Genomic DNA, 15327 nt, shown 5'->3' with positions numbered 1-15327 from the left:
TTCGGAGGAGCCGATGACGGTCTTTGTTGCATTGCTGCGCGCCGTCAATGTCGGCGGCACCGGCTCTTTGCCGATGGCCGAACTGAAGGCGATCTGCGAAGGCCTCGGCTTTTCCGACGTGAAGACCTACATCCAGAGCGGCAACGTGCTTTTCCGCTCGCATGAGGCGGAAAAGACGGTGGAGGAGCGGCTCGACGAGGCGCTCGAATCTATGTGCATTATCCCAATGGTTCCGGCCGCTCGAAGCTGAAACTGCCGGCGCTGAAGCCTGGGACCTCGCGCAACCTCAACACCGTGCGCAAGCTCGCAGAAATGGCCGCGGCGATGGAAGGCAAGGACTGACGCCCAAAAAGCTAGTGCGGCTCTGCGCCTCCATGAAAGGCTGAACCGCTCGACGCCCTCGGCGTCTCCGCCACCGGCAGGAAGAGCATCTTCACGAAGGTGCGGAGCATCAGCACCTGTTCGGCCAGCGTGTTCGGCTCCTTCAGCGTCTTCGACAAAACGATGCCGCCTTCCAGGACTGAGGACACCATGTCGGCAAGCTGGTCGACGTCGACGGGTTCGCGCAGCGGATAGACGGCCACGATTTCCCGGATCATGCGGCCGAAGCGGCGCCGCCAGGCAAGCACCGCATTCCGGTTGATCTCCTGTATCTCGCGGTCGAACAGCCGCTCGTAATAGCAGATGCCCGCCACAAGGCAGCCCGGATGGCCGTTCGGCAGGTCGGAGAGCAATTCGGACAGCAGCTTCAGGCCGAGCAGGAAGGACTGCAGCGGATCGTCGACCAGATCGCGCGCGCGGCTGAAGATCTCGTCGTAGATGCGCTCGTCATTTTCGATGTAACGGTTGAGCAGCGCCTTGGCGAGCTCGTTCTTGTCTCTGAAATGATAGAAGAAGCCGCTCTTGGTGATGCCGGTCTCGGCGATCAGCTCCTCGATGGATGTGCCGCCGAAACCCTTCTGCAAGACTGCCGCTTCGGCCACATCGAGGATGCGGGTCCGCGTTTCCTCGCCCTTTCGCATGTCCCCTCCTGTACCGACGGTACAGTTTTCAGCGCCGCACCTTCAGGCTTGCTTGCGCCCCCGGCAGCATCGGTTGAAGCAAGCAATTGATATCAATCGGCAAAAACCAAAACCACCTGGAGTATACCGCAAGTCGTCTAGTTTGGCAGCCGATTAAGCGCCAGAACATCATTCATCGACGGCAGCCGTTTCGAGCGCCGCGAGGGAGAGGCTTCAACAATGGCAAAGTACAGAAATGGTTTGCCGCAGCTCAAAGGCGGCACCTTCATTACCGATGGCGGCATGGAAACGACGATGATCTTCCAGGAAGGGATCGATCTTCCGCATTTCGCCGCCTTCATATTGCTGTCTTCCGATGACGGGCGGCAGCGCATGCGGAATTACTATCGCCGCTATCTCGATATCGCCCGGCGGCACGGCACGGGCTTCGTGCTCGACACCGCCACATGGCGAGCCAATCCGGACTGGGGACAGAAGCTCGGCTATACCAGCGAAGCCCTGAAGGCGGTCAACGAGGAGGCCGTCGACCTGCTCGTCGGTTTACGCAGCGCCTATGAGCGGCCGGAGCAGCCGATCGTCATCAGCGGGGCGATCGGTCCGCGCGGCGACGGCTACAAGGCAGGCAGCATGGATGCGGCCGAAGCGGAAGACTACCACGCCTTCCAGATCGGCACTTTTGCCGGCACCGAAGCCGACATGGTGAGCGCCTTCACGCTGACCAACATCGACGAGGCGATCGGCGTGGCGCGGGCGGCACAGTCGCTCGGCATGCCCTCGGCCATCTCCTTCACGCTGGAGACGGATGGCCGGCTGGTGACGGGCCGCAGCATTCAGGACGCCATCGAGACGACGGATGCGGCGACCGGCGGAGCGCCGGCCTATTACATGATCAACTGTGCCCATCCGACGCATTTCGAAACAGCACTCGATCCTGGAAGCGCCTGGGTGAAGCGCATTTCCGGCATCCGCGCTAATGCCTCGACCATGAGCCATGAGCAGTTGGACAATAGCGAAACGCTGGATGCGGGCGATCCCGAAGATCTCGGCCGCCGCTACCGCAAGCTCATCGACCGCATGCCTGCGGTACGCGTGCTTGGCGGCTGCTGCGGCACCGACCACCGCCATGTCGCGGCGATCTGCGAGGCATGCCTGCCGCAGGCGGCGTAACGACCTGAGAGGGAGGAGAGAATGACGATTGGGGGCACGATGATGCGTGAGCGCCGCTGGCACGATCTGTGGCTTGTGATCACGGGACGGCAGAGGCGCACCGAGCCTGAGGCGACCGTGGAGGTGGCGCTGCGGGATAGTGATCTCGCCTTCGGGGGCTTGCCCGGCCCGATAACCTACGGGCTCGAGGCAGACCGGCGCGAGGGCCGGCCCTTTCGACGCAGGCAGCCGCGGGAGCCGGTCGGCTTCTGACGAAGGGAAAGGCGGTGTCAGCCTTTGGCGACGGCGCCTTTCGTCTGCTTGGCCTTGTAGCCGGTGATCTCCTCGCCGGCAGTCGGCGAGAAGCGCAGGTTCCAGAAGGTCGCGGTGATCGAGATGATCGTGACGACGATGAAGGCTGCCGAGAAATCGCCAAGGGCCGGCGTCTCGGCGCCATTGAACGCCATGGAGCCGTGCAGCGCCAAGGCGCCGATGCAGATGCCGAGCGACAGCATCAGCTGCTGGAAGGTGGTGTAGAAGCTCGTGGCCGAGCTCATCCGCTCCTTGCTGATCTCGTCATAGGCAATGGTGTTATAGGCGGTGAACTGGAACGACAGGAAGAAGGCGCTGAGCACCAGGACGACGAAGACCAGCGGCATCGGCCAGTCCGGCCGGAAGGCGGCACAAAGGCCATAGCCGATCGTCCCGAGGATGCCGTTGAGGATGAGGCTCCTGCGGAAGCCCAGCCGGCGGAAGACAAACTTCGCCATCGGCTTCATGGCGAGAGCGCCAAGCGCGGTCGCGATGATGATCTGGCCGGCGGCGGCGGCAGACAGGCCGAAGCCGATCTGGAAGAGCAGCGGCAGCAGGAAGGGCTGCGCCCCCTGGGTGATGCGCGTCAGCGAACCGGCAATGACCGACGTGCCGAAGCTCGGCACCTTCATCAGCGAGAAATCCATGATCGGCGACGGGTGCTTGCGGGCATGTCTGAGATAGGCGATGCCGAAGAGCAGGCCAAGCGCGATCAGGAAGATCGAAAACGCACCCTCGCCCTCATGGCTCGACATTTCGAAGCCGAAGAGCAGCGAGCCGAGCGAGACGCCGGAAAGAATGAAGCCGATCGTATCGAACGGACCGCTTGCCTTGCCCTTGACCTCGTCGATGTAGATCGAGACGAAGATCATGCCAATGATGCCGATCGGCACATTGATATAAAAGATCCAGCGCCAGTCGAGATAAGTGACGATGAAGCCGCCGAGCGGCGGGCCGACGATCGGGCCGATCAGCGCCGGCACGAGCAGCCAGGACATGGCGCTGACCATATCCTTGCGGTCGACGCTGCGCATCAGCACCAGGCGCCCGACCGGCATCATCATTGCGCCGCCGATGCCCTGCAGCAGCCGCGCCAGCACCAGGAAGGACAGCGTCGGCGCCAGGGCACAGAGGATGGAGCCGACGACGAAGACCGCGATGGCCGAGCGGAAAACGGTGCGGGAGCCGAAACTATCGGCCATCCGGCCGCTTGCCGGAATGAAGATCGCAAGGCTCAAGAGATAGGAGGTCAGGGCGATCGACATGGCCGGGGCGCTGACGCCGAAATCGCGCGCCATGGTCGGCAGCGCGGTCGCAAGCACGGTCGCATCGATGTTTTCCATCAGCATCGCACTCGCGACAATCATCGCGATCACCCGAAAATTGGGCGTGGCGCGCCGAACCATCGGCGCCTGGTAAATCTGATCCGACATCGTCCGGGATCACTCGCGGTGGCGCGGCGGAGCACACAAGGCAGCAAGGCCGCGGGGGATGACATGGCGCAAAGCCAAGGGGAGACGATTTGCTATACGCCCGCGATCATGGCGGCGCTATGTCGTTTATGGCAAAGCTGCTTTGACGAGAGGTAAAGGCAGATCACGATTCCTTGCATGGGTCTGTTCTTCGTGAAGGTCTTCATCCCCCGGCTTGCGCGGCATGCATCCTAGCCCTACCTATGAACCATGACCTCCGCCCTGCAGCAAAATCGGCCCGGTGCGGCCTTTCCGTTCGACAACAGCTATGTCGGCTTGCCCCAGCACTTCTTTGCGCCGCAAGCGCCGACTGCGGTGGCGGAACCGTGGCTGATCAAGCTCAACGAGCCGCTTGCCACCGAGCTCGGGCTCGACGTCGAGGCCTTGCGCCGCGACGGTGCGGCGATCTTTTCCGGCAATCTCGTTCCCGAAGGGGCCGAACCGCTGGCGATGGCCTATGCCGGGCATCAGTTCGGCGGCTTCTCGCCGCAGCTCGGTGACGGGCGGGCGATCCTTCTCGGCGAGGTCGTCGACCGCAGCGGCAAGCGCTATGACATCCAGCTGAAGGGCGCCGGACCAACACCGTTTTCGCGCCGCGGCGACGGGCGGGCGGCAATCGGGCCGGTCTTGCGCGAATATATCATCAGCGAGGCGATGTTTGCGCTCGGCATTCCCGCCACACGGGCGCTGGCGGCGGTGACGACAGGCGAGCCGGTCTATCGCGAAGAGGTGCTGCCGGGCGCGGTCTTCACCCGCGTCGCGGCCAGCCATGTCAGAGTCGGCACGTTCCAATACTTCGCGGCCAGGGGCGACACCGACGGTGTACGGGCTCTGGCCGACTATGTGATCGACCGGCACTATCCCGCATTGAAAGAGGCCGAGAACCCGTATCTCTCGCTCTTCGAAGCGGTCTCCGAACGCCAGGCGGCGCTGATTGCCCGTTGGCTGCATGTCGGCTTCATCCATGGCGTGATGAACACGGACAATATGACCGTCTCCGGCGAGACGATCGATTTCGGCCCCTGCGCCTTCATGGATACCTATGATCCCGCGACCGTCTTCTCGTCGATCGACCAGCATGGCCGTTACGCCTATGCCAACCAGCCCGGCATCGGCCAATGGAACCTCGCAAGGCTCGGCGAAACGCTGCTGCCGCTGATCGACGCCGAGCCCGACAGCGCGGTCGACAAGGCCAATGTGGTGATCAAGAGTTACGGCGAACGGTTCCAAGCGCATTGGCTGGCCGGCATGCGCGAAAAGATCGGCCTTGCCGGTGAAGAGGACGGCGATCTCGAACTGGTGCAGGTACTGCTGTCACTGATGCAGACGCAGGGCGCCGATTTCACCCTGACCTTCCGGCGGCTATCGGATCTTGCCGGCGATGACGTCGCAGCGCCCGCATTTGCGGCAAGTTTCCGCGAAGCGGACGCCTGCGGCCCCTGGCTCACGCAGTGGCGCGAGAGATTGTCCCGCGATCCGCAGACGGCCACTGAGCGCACCATCGCCATGCGCGGCGTCAATCCGGCCTTCATTCCGCGCAATCACCGGGTCGAACAAGCGATCAAGGCTGCCGTCGAGGACGGGGATTTCTCGCTGTTCGAGGCGCTGCTGAGCGTGCTTTCGAAACCCTATGAGGATCAGCCAGGCTTTGCCGCCTATCGGGAGCCGCCGAAGCCGGACGAACGGGTGCTTGCGACGTTCTGCGGAACGTAACGAGCGCTCTCGCCCGTTTTGGTGGGACAGTTGCGCCACAGCGATCCGCTTCCATCCCGCCTGACGCGCCGTTCGGTGCATCCGCGCCCTGCGGCAATTGTGGCCGTTGAAAGGCATCTCCCTCGCGCTATCTGCCTGATCGGCGGGGCTTTTCCGCCGATCCTTCACCCCGGCTAACCTCAGCGGGAGACAGCCTTATGGCGATCATCGTCACCTCCATCTTCTTCATCATCATCGGTCTGGCACTCGGCGGTGGCGGGCTCTGGCTCGTCACACTCGGCGGCAGCGTCTTCTATCTGTTTGCCGGGCTGATGTTCGTGATTACCGCCGGTCTGCTTCTGATGCGCAAGGCGGTGGCGCTCTGGGTCTATGCGGTGCTCGTCGTCGCAGCACTCGCCTGGGCGATCTGGGAGGTTGGCTTCGACTGGTGGCAGCTCGGCCCGCGCGGCGGCATGATCATCCTGCTAGGGCTCTGGCTGCTGACACCATGGATCCGCCGGCCGCTCGGCCTGCGCAGCCCGACGGGCATCACCTACGCCGCCAACCCCTGGCCGCTCGCCGTGCCTGTCATCCTCGCCATCCTCGTCGCCCTTTATTCGATGACGACTGACCCGCATGATCTTGCCGGCGAACTGCCCAAGGACATGGTCGCCGCCAATCCCGCCTTCGGGGGCAGCGTGCCGGATGGCGAATGGCATCAATATGGCCGCACGCCTTTCGGCCAGCGCTATTCGCCGCTCGACCAGATCACAGCCCAGAATGTCTCCACTCTCAAGGAAGCGTGGCGATACCAGACCGGCGACGTCAAACGGCCGGAGGATATCAGCGAGACGACCTATCAGGTGACGCCGCTCAAGGTGAAGGACACGCTCTATCTCTGCACGCCGCACAACTGGGCGATCGCGCTCGACGCCAAGACCGGCAAGGAGAAATGGAAATACGACGCCAACTCCGGCATGAACCCCGACCGGCAGCATCAGACCTGCCGCGGCGTCACCTATTATGCCGATCCGACCGTTGCCGCCGGCCAGCCCTGCGCCGAACGCGTCTACCTGCCGACATCCGACGCCCGGCTGATCGCGCTCGATGCGGCGGACGGGAAGGTCTGCACCAGCTTTGCCGACCAGGGCGTGCTGCATTTGGAAACCGGTATGCGCTACAATCCGGCCGGCTATTACTATTCCACTTCGCCGCCGGTCGCCGTGGCGGGCAAGATCATCGTCGGTGGGGCGGTGAACGACAATTATTCGACTGAGGAACAATCCGGCGTCATCCGCGCCTTCGACATCAATACCGGCGCATTGGTCTGGAACTGGGATTCCGGCAATCCCGACGTGACGACGCCGATCACCGAGGGCCAGACCTATACGACCAACTCGCCGAACAGCTGGTCGGTCTTCAGCGTCGACGAGACACTCGGCATGGTCTATATCCCGCTCGGCAACCAGGTGCCCGACCAGCTCGGCATCAACCGCAGCGACAATGTCGAGAAATTCTCCTCCTCGATCGTCGCGCTCGATATCGCCACCGGCCAGCTGCGCTGGGTGCGCCAGACGGTGCATCACGATCTCTGGGACATGGACGTCCCGGCCCAGCCGGCGCTGATCGACCTGACGAAGCAGGACGGCACCGTGGTTCCGGCCCTGGTCGGCCCGACCAAGCAGGGCGATCTCTATGTGCTCGACCGGCGCAGCGGCGAGCCGATCATCCCGGTCAAGGAAATCCCGGCGCCGGGTGGTGCGGTCTCCGGCGATCATACTTCGCCGACGCAGCCGATCTCGGACCTCACCTTCTCGCCGGAGCCGCTTCAGGAAAAGGACATGTGGGGCGTGTCGCTGTTCGACCAGCTCGCCTGCCGCATCGACTTCCACCGCTACTACTATGAGGGCCGCTATACGCCGCCTTCGCTCAAAGGGACGATCGTCTATCCCGGCAATTTCGGCACCTTCAACTGGGGCAGCGTGGCGGTGGATCCGGAGCGGCAGATCATGTTCGGCATGCCGACCTATCTCGCCTTCACCTCGCGCCTGGTGCCGGCCGCCGATATTCCGCCGAGAGGCCAGGACGAGAAGGGCAGCGAACAGGGGCTCAACCGCAATGACGGCGCGCCTTACGGCGTGTTCATGGGTCCCTTCCTCGGGCTGCTCAAAATCCCCTGCCAGGCGCCGCCATGGGGCTATGTCGCGGGCGTTGACCTGCGCACCGGCAAGATTGCCTATATGCACAAGAACGGCACCGTGCGCGACATGACGCCATTGCCCCTGCCCTTCAAGGTGGGCGTACCCGGCATCGGTGGACCGATGCTGACCAAGGGCGGCGTCGCCTTCCTGGGGGCTGCGGTCGACAACTACCTGCGCGCCTATGACGTGACGAATGGCCGAGAGCTCTGGCAGGCGCGGCTTCCCGCCGGCGGCCAGGCGACGCCGATGACCTATGAGACTGATGATAACAAGCAATATGTCGTCACGGTCGCCGGCGGCCATGGCTCTGTCGGCACCACGCCCGGCGATTATGTGATCGCCTATACACTGCCTTGATGGGAGCGCCTTCTCCTCACGAGAAGGAGCCGGCGCAAGCTCTAGGCATGGTTGCAGCATCATTCTCTCCCCGGTTTTCGGGGAGAGTTTTTATGGAAATCTCTAGCAATATTCACAATTATTACGGGGTCGGCGGTCTTTTCGATCAGTCGGCCAAATCCAAGAATCAGCAAACGACGAACTTCGACAGCACTGCGCGCAATACCGCGCCCGGTCTCGAGCCCAGCAGCACGCCGCCGTCGATCGCCAATACGATGTGGGCCCTGCAAAGAAGCGAGGGCCCCTACATCAATCAGCCTTCCGACGATGAAGCGGCGGCGAGTGCGGCGCATGCCGCCCTGGTCGACGAATTCTCCAAATGGGGCAACATGACGCCGGCGGAATATATCCGGGCCCGCTATCTCGAGCAGCACGATCTGACCGAGGCCGATCTGGCCGCCATGCCGGCCGACCAACGCGCCGCAATCGAGAAGGAAATCACCGAGCAGATCAAGCGCGAGATGGCCGGTATCGAGGATGATGGCACCAAGACGGCGGACGATATCACCGCCGCCTGAGCCACAGGAAAACCTGACCCGAGGTGCGGCGGAGAGCCTTCTCCGCCGCATTTTTCATAATTCACACCATCTCGACGATCATGCGGCCGACTTCGGCAAAGACCGGGTTGAGTTCCTTCACCGGCACGGTCGTCTCGCTGATATAGACGGCTGCGACGATCGGCCCGCGATCCGGCGGCCAGATCACGGCGATATCGCCGAGAGAACCATTCGGCCCGGTGCCGGTCTTGTCTCCGACCTTCCAATCCGCCGGCAGGCCGGCCCGCAGCCGTTCCTTGCCCGTCGTGCTTGCCACCAGCCAGGCGATCAGCCTGTCGCAGGAGGCCTCAGTGAGAACCGAGCCGAGCGTCAGATTGCCGAGCGTGTCGAGCATCGCATCCGGGGTCGTCGTGTCGCGCGGATCGCCCTTCCGGCCCTCGTTCAGCGTCGGTTCGGTGCGGTCGAGACGGGTCGTGCCGTCACCGATCGAGCGCAGCCAGTCGGTCAGACCCGCCGGCCCGCCAAAACTTTCGAGCAGCAGATTGCCGGCCGTGTTGTCGCTGACGGTCACCGCCGCCTCGCAGAGTTCGGCAACGGTCATGCCATCGGTGCCGGCGTGTTTTTCGCTGAGCGGCGAATAATCGACGAGCTTGTCCTTGCCGTAGGTCACCCGCCGATCGAGGTTCTCCTCGCCCTTGTCAGCACGGGCAAGCACGAAAGCGGCGGCCAGCGCCTTGAAGGTACTGCACATCGGAAAGGCCTCGCTGCCGCGATAGCCGAAAGAGATGCTCGTCTCAGTGTCGAGCACCGAGACGCCGAGGCGGCCGCCGGTGCGTTTTTCCAGCGCAGCAAGGCGGCGCTCGATGTTGTCGTCGCCCTCCTCGGCACTCTCCTTGGCCCTCTCCTCGGCCCCCTCCTGGGCATTGGCGGGAATCGCCAGCGCGGGCAAGCCCATCGCAGGCAGGCACAATGCCGAGCCTATCAGCATGCGGCGGGTCAGACTGAGATCCATGAAATCCTCCGGCAAATCAGGAGGAGAGAGCTAAGGCGAGATTGCGGCGGCATCTCGTCCCCAAGGCGATGTTAATCGTCCGTCGACCGACCTTTGTCGTCCGTCGAGCGATCTTATCGTCCGCTCGCGCCGATCACGCCGCGCGTGTAACCTCGACCGTTACATGCGACAATTCCTCCAACGCCGAAAGCCTGCCCTTGTAGAAGGCCGGATCGCGCGGCTTCGAGGTAAGGACGGCAACAATTGCGGCATGATGGCCGGGGCCGACCTGCCAGACATGCAGATCGGTGATCCGGTCGTCCTCCGTCTCGATGGCGCCGCGGATCTCCGCCGGCAGCGTCTCGCCTTCGGAAATGACGTCGAGCAGGACGACGCCGGAGGATTTCATCAGGCTCCACGACCAATTGGCGATCACCAAACCGCCGACGATGCCCATCAGGGGATCGAGCCAGAGCCAGCCATAAAGGCTGCCGAGCGTCAGCGCCACGATGGCGAGCACGGAGGTCAAAGCATCGGCGATGACATGCAGATAGGCGGCGCGGATATTGTTGTCGCCGGTCTTTGCGTGATGGGCATGGTCGCCATGACCGTGCGGACGATGTCCATGCGCGGGATGGGCGTGGTTGCCATGACTGTGATGCGCGTGATGGCCATGCCCATGATGATGGTGGGCATGATCGCCATGCGCGACATGGCCGCCGCCGGCCAGCAGCCAGGCGCTGGCCAGATTGACGGCAAGGCCGATCACCGCCACGGCGATCGCCTGGGCAAAACCGATCGGCACGGGATTGGAAAGGCGCAGCAGGCTTTCCCAGGCCATCAGCAGGGCGATCAGGGCAAGGATGATAGCGCTGGCGAAGCCGGCGAGATCGCCGAGCTTGCCGGTGCCGAAGGTGAAACGCGGATTGCGCGCCTGCCGGCGGGCGAAGAGATAGGCGAGCGCCGAAATCAGCAGCGCACTGGCATGGGTCGACATGTGCCAGCCATCGGCGACCAGGGCCATGGATCCGTAGACGGTGCCGGCAGCGATTTCCGCCACCATCATCACCGCCGTCAGCGCGATCACCAGCCAGATGCGCCGCTCGTTGCGCGTATGATCGGCGCCGAGGAAGACGTGATCATGTTCCAAGGCATCAATTCCAGCCTTCTCGATTCCGGCACTCATGACAGGCTCCTTCGTCGCCGCTATAAGCTTGTGTTTTTACAGAATTCCTGGGAAAATGCTTCGCAGTTTTCCCGGGAAAACCGCTTCGCACTTTTCCTGGAATTGCTCTAGCGCATATAGGTTCTCAAGACTTCCGATATTTCCTCGACCGCCTCCGCCCTTGCCGCATCGTCGGCGGCATTCAGCACATGCTCACGCAGATGATCGTCGAGCACCTCGCCGGTCAGCCCGGTCAGCGCGCCGCGGACGGAGGCGAGCAGTTGCAGGATCTCGCCGCAGGGGCGCTCGGCCTCGAGGGCGCGCTCGACCGCCTCCATCTGCCCCTTCAAGCGGCTGATGCGGGCGACAAGCTTCTTTTTCTGCAGGGTGGTGTGGGACATGATAGGTTCTAATATAGCATAGGGGGGTATACTATCAAGAGTGAGGCCAGGGCTCAATGCCTGTGATGGGCTCCGATCCGCCATTGACAAAGCCTGCGTTTCCGACGATCTATGACCCATGATCAAAAACGCGCACCAGAGCCGCTCGTATTTTTGGCTGTACCTGTAAAGGGCGGCCGGACAAGATCATATTGTCAACAAGCCGCCGTCAGGCGGCTTTGTTGTATCGGCAGCGTCCTGACGGCAGAATATCAAAGGACGCGAAGACCATGACCGAAATCGAAGACAGCGAAATTTCACTGATGCGCCCATCGGTGGTGACGATCCGCGCCGCCAAGCCGCGCGACCTGCCCGAACTCAACGAGATGATCGCCCTGCTTGCCGCCCATCACGGCGATGCGGCAGGCACGACGGCGGAGCAGCTGGAGCGCGACCTCTTCGGCCCGCTGCCCTGGATTAATGCGCTCGTCGCCGAGACCGGCGGAGGGCTGATCGGCTACGCCATTCTCGTGCCGCTCTACAGGGCGCAGGAAGGCAAGCGCGGCATGGACCTGCACCACCTCTTCGTGCGTGACGGCCATCGCGGTCACGGCACCGGCCAGTTGCTCGTCGACCGGGCGCGCGAAACCGCCCGCAATGCCGGCTGCGGCTACCTCTCCGTCAGCGCCGCAACCGGAAACGTGCTGGCGCACCGCTTCTACGAACAGCTGGATTTCACCCCGCGTCCGGTGACCGGCATGCGCTACATGCAGTCGATCGCTTAGGGTGACCGACTCTTAGGTTCGGCTTTCGCAAGAGCCGAAGCTCGACGCATCAAAACGGCTGCACAGTATTGCGCGACAACATGCTTTGTCGAATTGCATAAGGAGCTTTCATGCCTGATTTCAAACTCCATTGTTTCGCTCTCTCGGGGAATTCTTACAAGGTCGCGCTGTTCTTTGCGCTTGCCGGCATCGAGTGGGAAAGCATTTTCGTTGATTATCTGGGCGGCGAAACGCGAACCGAACAATGGCGAAAAACCATAAACGAACAGGGCGAGGCGCCTGTGCTCGAACATGGGCAAACGAAAATCAGCCAATCGGGGATCATCCTGGACTACTTGTCAGAGGTGACAGGCCACTTTGGGGCGCAGACGGCGGAAGAACGGCGTGACATCATGCGTTGGGTTCTTTTCGACAACCATAAATTCACGAGCTACTACGCGACGCTGAGGTTCATGTATGGCCTTCAGAAGAGCGGCGAGACGCCCGTCGTCGAGTTTTTGAGGCTGAGGGCCAAAGCTGCCTATGCCATTGTTGACGAACATCTGGCGCACCAGGCCTTCATGGTCGGCGACCGGCTGACGATCGCAGACCTCTCTCTGGCGGGCTACGTCTTCATGCCGGAGGAAACCGGGATAGATCACAGCGCCTTCCCGGCTATCACAGCCTGGAAAGATCGTCCCACGCCTGTTTATAGGGAGGTGGGACCTGGCATCAACCGCACTTTAAAGCGCGTCGCATCAAACTTGATTCATGCGACGCGCTTTGGATCTTTGTTTTTACGCATGTCGTTGCCGCAAAACCGCTGCGCAGTTTTGCGCAACATGCTTTAGCGTCCCGGCACGGCCTTCAGATAGGCGGCGATCGCCTCGCGGTCGGCGGTCGGCAGATGGGCGATGTTCTGCTGCACATCGACCATCGAACCGCCGACCGAATCGAAATCGGGGGTGAAGCCGGTTTCGAGGTAGCTGGCAATATCGGCCTCGCTCCAGCCGCCGATGCTCTTGGAGGCCGGGGTGATATCCGGTATGCGGCCCTTGCCTTCCGGATTGGGGGCGCCGGCGAGCCACTGATCCGCCTGGAAGCCGCCCAGCGCATCGCGCGGCGTATGGCATTCGCCGCAATGACCGGGGCCTTCGACGAGATATTGCCCGCGCTTGATCTTGTCGTCGCTCTTGGCGAGCGCGACGCGCGGTCGGTCGCTGAAATAGAGGAATTTCCAGCCGCCGAGCGCCAGCCGGATGTTGAAGGGGAACGGCAGCTCATGCTGTGGCGCGACATTTGCGCTCTTCGGCAGGGTCTTCAGGAAGGCGAAGAGATCGTTGACGTCCTTATCGCTCATGCGGGAATAGGAGCTGTAGGGAAAGGACGGGTAGAGGTGCTCGCCACCCGGGCCGACGCCGCGCTTCATCGCGTTGCCGAACTGGGCGAGCGTCCAGGCGCCGATGCCGGCCTTTTCATCGGGTGAGATGTTCGGCACGTGGAAGGTGCCGAAAGGGCTCTTCAGCGCCAGGCCGCCTGCAAGCGTCAGCTTTGCATCGCCTTCGGAACCCGGTGCTGCATGACAGCTGACACAGCCGCCCGCCCAGAAAACCATCTGACCGTTCGCCGGGTCCGGCGCGCCGAGACCGGCCCAATGGCTCTCCGGCAGCGGATCGGGTGCGGTGACGAGATAGAAGGCGCCGCCGCCAAGCACGGCGACGCCGATCAGACAGAGCAGTAACCGGATGAACCTGCGGACCATGCTCCGCCTCCCCTTTACCGAGAATTTCCTGCGCGGAGCGGTTCTGCGACCAGCCCGCACGGGCGGAGAATAAGGTGATCCGCGCCGGCGGCAAGGCCGGCGCGGGTCGCGTATCAAGTTCCAGATCAAACGGCCTATCAATCCTTGATGCGATAGGCCTTGTGACAGCCGCCGCAATTGGCGCCGAGCGTGTTGACCGTGGCGCCGACGGCGGCGGCATCGGCCGGAAGCTGAGCCAGCGCGGTTTCGGCGTCGGTGGAGAGCTTGGCGGCGCGCGCCTTGAAGTCATCCATGTTTTCCCAGATCTTCGGGCTCGCCTCTTCGTCGCCCGTCTCGGTGCCCGGCTTGAACTGGTCGGGGAAGACCTTGGCCGTTGCGGCGATGGTCGTCAGCGCCGCCTTCACCGCCTCGGCGTCATAGGGCTTGGTGCCCTTGGCGATGGCTGCCAGGGCGCCGGCCGAACCGCCGATCTGCTTCATCAGCGCAATGCGCGAATCATGAGTACCGTCGGCGGCGGTCACCGAACCTAAGGCTATGCCGGCCATCGCTGCGGCGGCAGCTACTGCTTTCCAATTCATATTCCTCTCCATTTCTCCTCGGCCAAGTGGCCGGAGGCCAATCTGCACCGGGAGCATGACAAAATCCATGCGTCCGGACAGTCACGTTTTGCCGGATCAACATAAAAACAATGTGATAGGCAGTTCTCTGCTTTTATGCATGTCGTTATCCCGGAACCGCTGCACACTTCCGGGCGACATGCAGTGGCGCTCAGGCGCTTTTCCACCCCTGCCAAAGGCTGAAGGCGGAGACGACAACCAGCAGCAGTCCGGCGAAGCGGCCGACAAAGGCCGTGACGTCAGGGTTGGCGACGAGCAGGTCGCGGCTGCGGCCGGCCGTCATCGCCAGCGTGCCGTAGATGGCAAACTGGGTGACGACAGTCATGACGCCCATGATCAGCCCCTGCATCCAGATCGGGCCATATTCCGGTCTGAGGAACTGCGGGTAGACGGCAAACATGAAGATATAGGCCTTCGGGTTGACGAGACAGGTGACGGCGCCCTGGCGGAAGGCGCGCCAGCCGGAGTGCGCCGTTCCCGGGCCAACCGCCTCGACGGTGATCGAACTGCGGATCAGCGAAATGCCGATCCAGATCATGTAGGCGACGCCGGCAAAGAGCAGCACGTTGAAAAGCTGCGGCAGCATGGTGACGAGCACGCCGACGCCGGCTGCGCCATAGGCCGAATGCACGGCGCCGCCGGCCATGATGCCGCCGGTCGCCGCCAGCCCGCGTTTGACGCCGCCGGTTAGCGAATTGGCGAGCACGAAGAGCATGTCCATACCCGGCACGATGATGATACCGAAGAGAAGGGTGAAGAAGAGCCAGAGGTTTTCGTGGTAGTTCATGTCAGTTACCGCCTTGAGTTCTGCGGGCCGTTTTGAAAGACCCTGATTGATTTCAATCTGATAGGCGGCTCTATACGGGAACCCAACTGACAGTGTATTGTCAGGAGCGTGGCGGATGGGAGA

At 62.7% G+C, this 15327-nt stretch carries 14 protein-coding genes and 2 pseudogenes; 8 read left to right on the top strand and 8 right to left on the bottom strand.

Features of this window, described 5'->3' with window-relative positions:
• The first annotated feature begins 13 nt into the window (after nucleotides 1-13).
• Nucleotides 14-342 (top strand): annotated as a pseudogene (locus AC1D2N_RS15735) (DUF1697 domain-containing protein).
• A gap of 11 nt (nucleotides 343-353) precedes the next feature.
• On the opposite strand, the gene AC1D2N_RS15730 reads toward AC1D2N_RS15735, so the two are convergent.
• Nucleotides 354-1022 carry a TetR/AcrR family transcriptional regulator gene (locus AC1D2N_RS15730; protein WP_130652053.1) on the bottom strand — a complete coding sequence of 223 codons (669 nt, stop codon included), beginning with the start codon at nucleotides 1020-1022 and terminating at the stop codon, nucleotides 354-356.
• 219 nt (nucleotides 1023-1241) lie between these two features.
• Between AC1D2N_RS15730 and AC1D2N_RS15725 the strand changes: the two genes are divergently transcribed.
• Both AC1D2N_RS15725 and AC1D2N_RS15720 read left to right on the top strand, forming a co-directional pair.
• Nucleotides 1242-2189 (top strand): homocysteine S-methyltransferase family protein, encoded by a 948-nt coding sequence (locus tag AC1D2N_RS15725; RefSeq protein ID WP_130652052.1) that lies wholly within the window; start codon nucleotides 1242-1244, stop codon nucleotides 2187-2189.
• A gap of 21 nt (nucleotides 2190-2210) precedes the next feature.
• Nucleotides 2211-2441 (top strand): hypothetical protein, encoded by a 231-nt coding sequence (locus AC1D2N_RS15720; protein ID WP_028733857.1) that lies wholly within the window; start codon nucleotides 2211-2213, stop codon nucleotides 2439-2441.
• Nucleotides 2442-2458: 17 nt separating this feature from the next.
• Here AC1D2N_RS15720 and AC1D2N_RS15715 read toward each other — a convergent pair whose 3' ends face one another.
• The gene (locus AC1D2N_RS15715) at nucleotides 2459-3913 is read right to left on the bottom strand and encodes a DHA2 family efflux MFS transporter permease subunit (protein WP_130652051.1); all 1455 of its coding nucleotides are present in this window, start codon (nucleotides 3911-3913) and stop codon (nucleotides 2459-2461) included.
• A 249-nt stretch (nucleotides 3914-4162) separates the two neighbouring features.
• Here AC1D2N_RS15715 and AC1D2N_RS15710 point away from each other — a divergent pair, with 249 nt between their 5' ends.
• The 3 genes from AC1D2N_RS15710 to AC1D2N_RS15700 all read left to right on the top strand — a co-directional run bounded on the left by AC1D2N_RS15710 (nucleotide 4163) and on the right by AC1D2N_RS15700 (nucleotide 8759).
• Nucleotides 4163-5665, top strand: a complete 1503-nt coding sequence (locus AC1D2N_RS15710; RefSeq protein ID WP_130652050.1) for a protein adenylyltransferase SelO — start codon at nucleotides 4163-4165, stop codon at nucleotides 5663-5665.
• Nucleotides 5666-5862: 197 nt separating this feature from the next.
• On the top strand, nucleotides 5863-8202 hold the full coding sequence (locus AC1D2N_RS15705; RefSeq protein WP_130652049.1) for a glucose/quinate/shikimate family membrane-bound PQQ-dependent dehydrogenase: 2340 nt from the start codon (nucleotides 5863-5865) through the stop codon (nucleotides 8200-8202).
• Nucleotides 8203-8294: 92 nt separating this feature from the next.
• Nucleotides 8295-8759 carry a hypothetical protein gene (locus AC1D2N_RS15700; RefSeq protein ID WP_130652048.1) on the top strand — a complete coding sequence of 155 codons (465 nt, stop codon included), beginning with the start codon at nucleotides 8295-8297 and terminating at the stop codon, nucleotides 8757-8759.
• 61 nt (nucleotides 8760-8820) lie between these two features.
• Here AC1D2N_RS15700 and bla read toward each other — a convergent pair whose 3' ends face one another.
• The 3 genes from bla to dmeR all read right to left on the bottom strand — a co-directional run bounded on the left by bla (nucleotide 8821) and on the right by dmeR (nucleotide 11295).
• Nucleotides 8821-9750 (bottom strand): class A beta-lactamase, encoded by a 930-nt coding sequence (bla, locus tag AC1D2N_RS15695; RefSeq protein WP_477981553.1) that lies wholly within the window; start codon nucleotides 9748-9750, stop codon nucleotides 8821-8823.
• 133 nt (nucleotides 9751-9883) lie between these two features.
• Nucleotides 9884-10915, bottom strand: coding sequence for a CDF family Co(II)/Ni(II) efflux transporter DmeF (dmeF, locus tag AC1D2N_RS15690; protein WP_130652046.1), 1032 nt, complete (start codon nucleotides 10913-10915; stop codon nucleotides 9884-9886).
• 107 nt (nucleotides 10916-11022) lie between these two features.
• Entirely contained in the window at nucleotides 11023-11295 is a 273-nt protein-coding gene (gene dmeR / locus AC1D2N_RS15685; protein WP_018446272.1) for a Ni(II)/Co(II)-sensing transcriptional repressor DmeR, read from the bottom strand.
• A 269-nt stretch (nucleotides 11296-11564) separates the two neighbouring features.
• Here dmeR and AC1D2N_RS15680 point away from each other — a divergent pair, with 269 nt between their 5' ends.
• Together AC1D2N_RS15680 and AC1D2N_RS15675 are read left to right on the top strand one after the other, a co-directional pair.
• Nucleotides 11565-12059 (top strand): GNAT family N-acetyltransferase, encoded by a 495-nt coding sequence (locus tag AC1D2N_RS15680; protein WP_032998517.1) that lies wholly within the window; start codon nucleotides 11565-11567, stop codon nucleotides 12057-12059.
• A gap of 110 nt (nucleotides 12060-12169) precedes the next feature.
• Nucleotides 12170-12736, top strand: a pseudogene (locus AC1D2N_RS15675) (glutathione S-transferase family protein); the annotation flags it as partial.
• A gap of 149 nt (nucleotides 12737-12885) precedes the next feature.
• Here the strand turns inward: AC1D2N_RS15675 and AC1D2N_RS15670 are convergent.
• From AC1D2N_RS15670 to AC1D2N_RS15660, 3 genes are all read right to left on the bottom strand, one after another.
• Nucleotides 12886-13800 carry a cytochrome c gene (locus tag AC1D2N_RS15670; protein ID WP_130652045.1) on the bottom strand — a complete coding sequence of 305 codons (915 nt, stop codon included), beginning with the start codon at nucleotides 13798-13800 and terminating at the stop codon, nucleotides 12886-12888.
• Nucleotides 13801-13937: 137 nt separating this feature from the next.
• The gene (locus tag AC1D2N_RS15665; protein ID WP_018241227.1) at nucleotides 13938-14378 is read right to left on the bottom strand and encodes a c-type cytochrome; all 441 of its coding nucleotides are present in this window, start codon (nucleotides 14376-14378) and stop codon (nucleotides 13938-13940) included.
• A gap of 190 nt (nucleotides 14379-14568) precedes the next feature.
• On the bottom strand, nucleotides 14569-15204 hold the full coding sequence (locus AC1D2N_RS15660) for a LysE family translocator (RefSeq protein WP_018241226.1): 636 nt from the start codon (nucleotides 15202-15204) through the stop codon (nucleotides 14569-14571).
• Nucleotides 15205-15327 lie beyond the last annotated feature (123 nt).

The sequence above is a fragment of the Rhizobium sp. P1_B8 genome (assembly GCF_056406515.1).
This window is presented reverse-complemented; position numbering and strand designations above follow the sequence as displayed.

Coding starts and splice junctions, on each gene's coding strand:
- AC1D2N_RS15730 (WP_130652053.1), bottom strand. CDS start 1,022: ATGCGAAAGGGCGAGGAAACGCGGACCCGCATCCTCGATGTGGCCGAA.
- AC1D2N_RS15725 (WP_130652052.1), top strand. CDS start 1,242: ATGGCAAAGTACAGAAATGGTTTGCCGCAGCTCAAAGGCGGCACCTTC.
- AC1D2N_RS15720 (WP_028733857.1), top strand. CDS start 2,211: ATGACGATTGGGGGCACGATGATGCGTGAGCGCCGCTGGCACGATCTG.
- AC1D2N_RS15715 (WP_130652051.1), bottom strand. CDS start 3,913: ATGTCGGATCAGATTTACCAGGCGCCGATGGTTCGGCGCGCCACGCCC.
- AC1D2N_RS15710 (WP_130652050.1), top strand. CDS start 4,163: ATGACCTCCGCCCTGCAGCAAAATCGGCCCGGTGCGGCCTTTCCGTTC.
- AC1D2N_RS15705 (WP_130652049.1), top strand. CDS start 5,863: ATGGCGATCATCGTCACCTCCATCTTCTTCATCATCATCGGTCTGGCA.
- AC1D2N_RS15700 (WP_130652048.1), top strand. CDS start 8,295: ATGGAAATCTCTAGCAATATTCACAATTATTACGGGGTCGGCGGTCTT.
- bla (WP_477981553.1), bottom strand. CDS start 9,750: ATGGATCTCAGTCTGACCCGCCGCATGCTGATAGGCTCGGCATTGTGC.
- dmeF (WP_130652046.1), bottom strand. CDS start 10,915: ATGAGTGCCGGAATCGAGAAGGCTGGAATTGATGCCTTGGAACATGAT.
- dmeR (WP_018446272.1), bottom strand. CDS start 11,295: ATGTCCCACACCACCCTGCAGAAAAAGAAGCTTGTCGCCCGCATCAGC.
- AC1D2N_RS15680 (WP_032998517.1), top strand. CDS start 11,565: ATGACCGAAATCGAAGACAGCGAAATTTCACTGATGCGCCCATCGGTG.
- AC1D2N_RS15670 (WP_130652045.1), bottom strand. CDS start 13,800: ATGGTCCGCAGGTTCATCCGGTTACTGCTCTGTCTGATCGGCGTCGCC.
- AC1D2N_RS15665 (WP_018241227.1), bottom strand. CDS start 14,378: ATGAATTGGAAAGCAGTAGCTGCCGCCGCAGCGATGGCCGGCATAGCC.
- AC1D2N_RS15660 (WP_018241226.1), bottom strand. CDS start 15,204: ATGAACTACCACGAAAACCTCTGGCTCTTCTTCACCCTTCTCTTCGGT.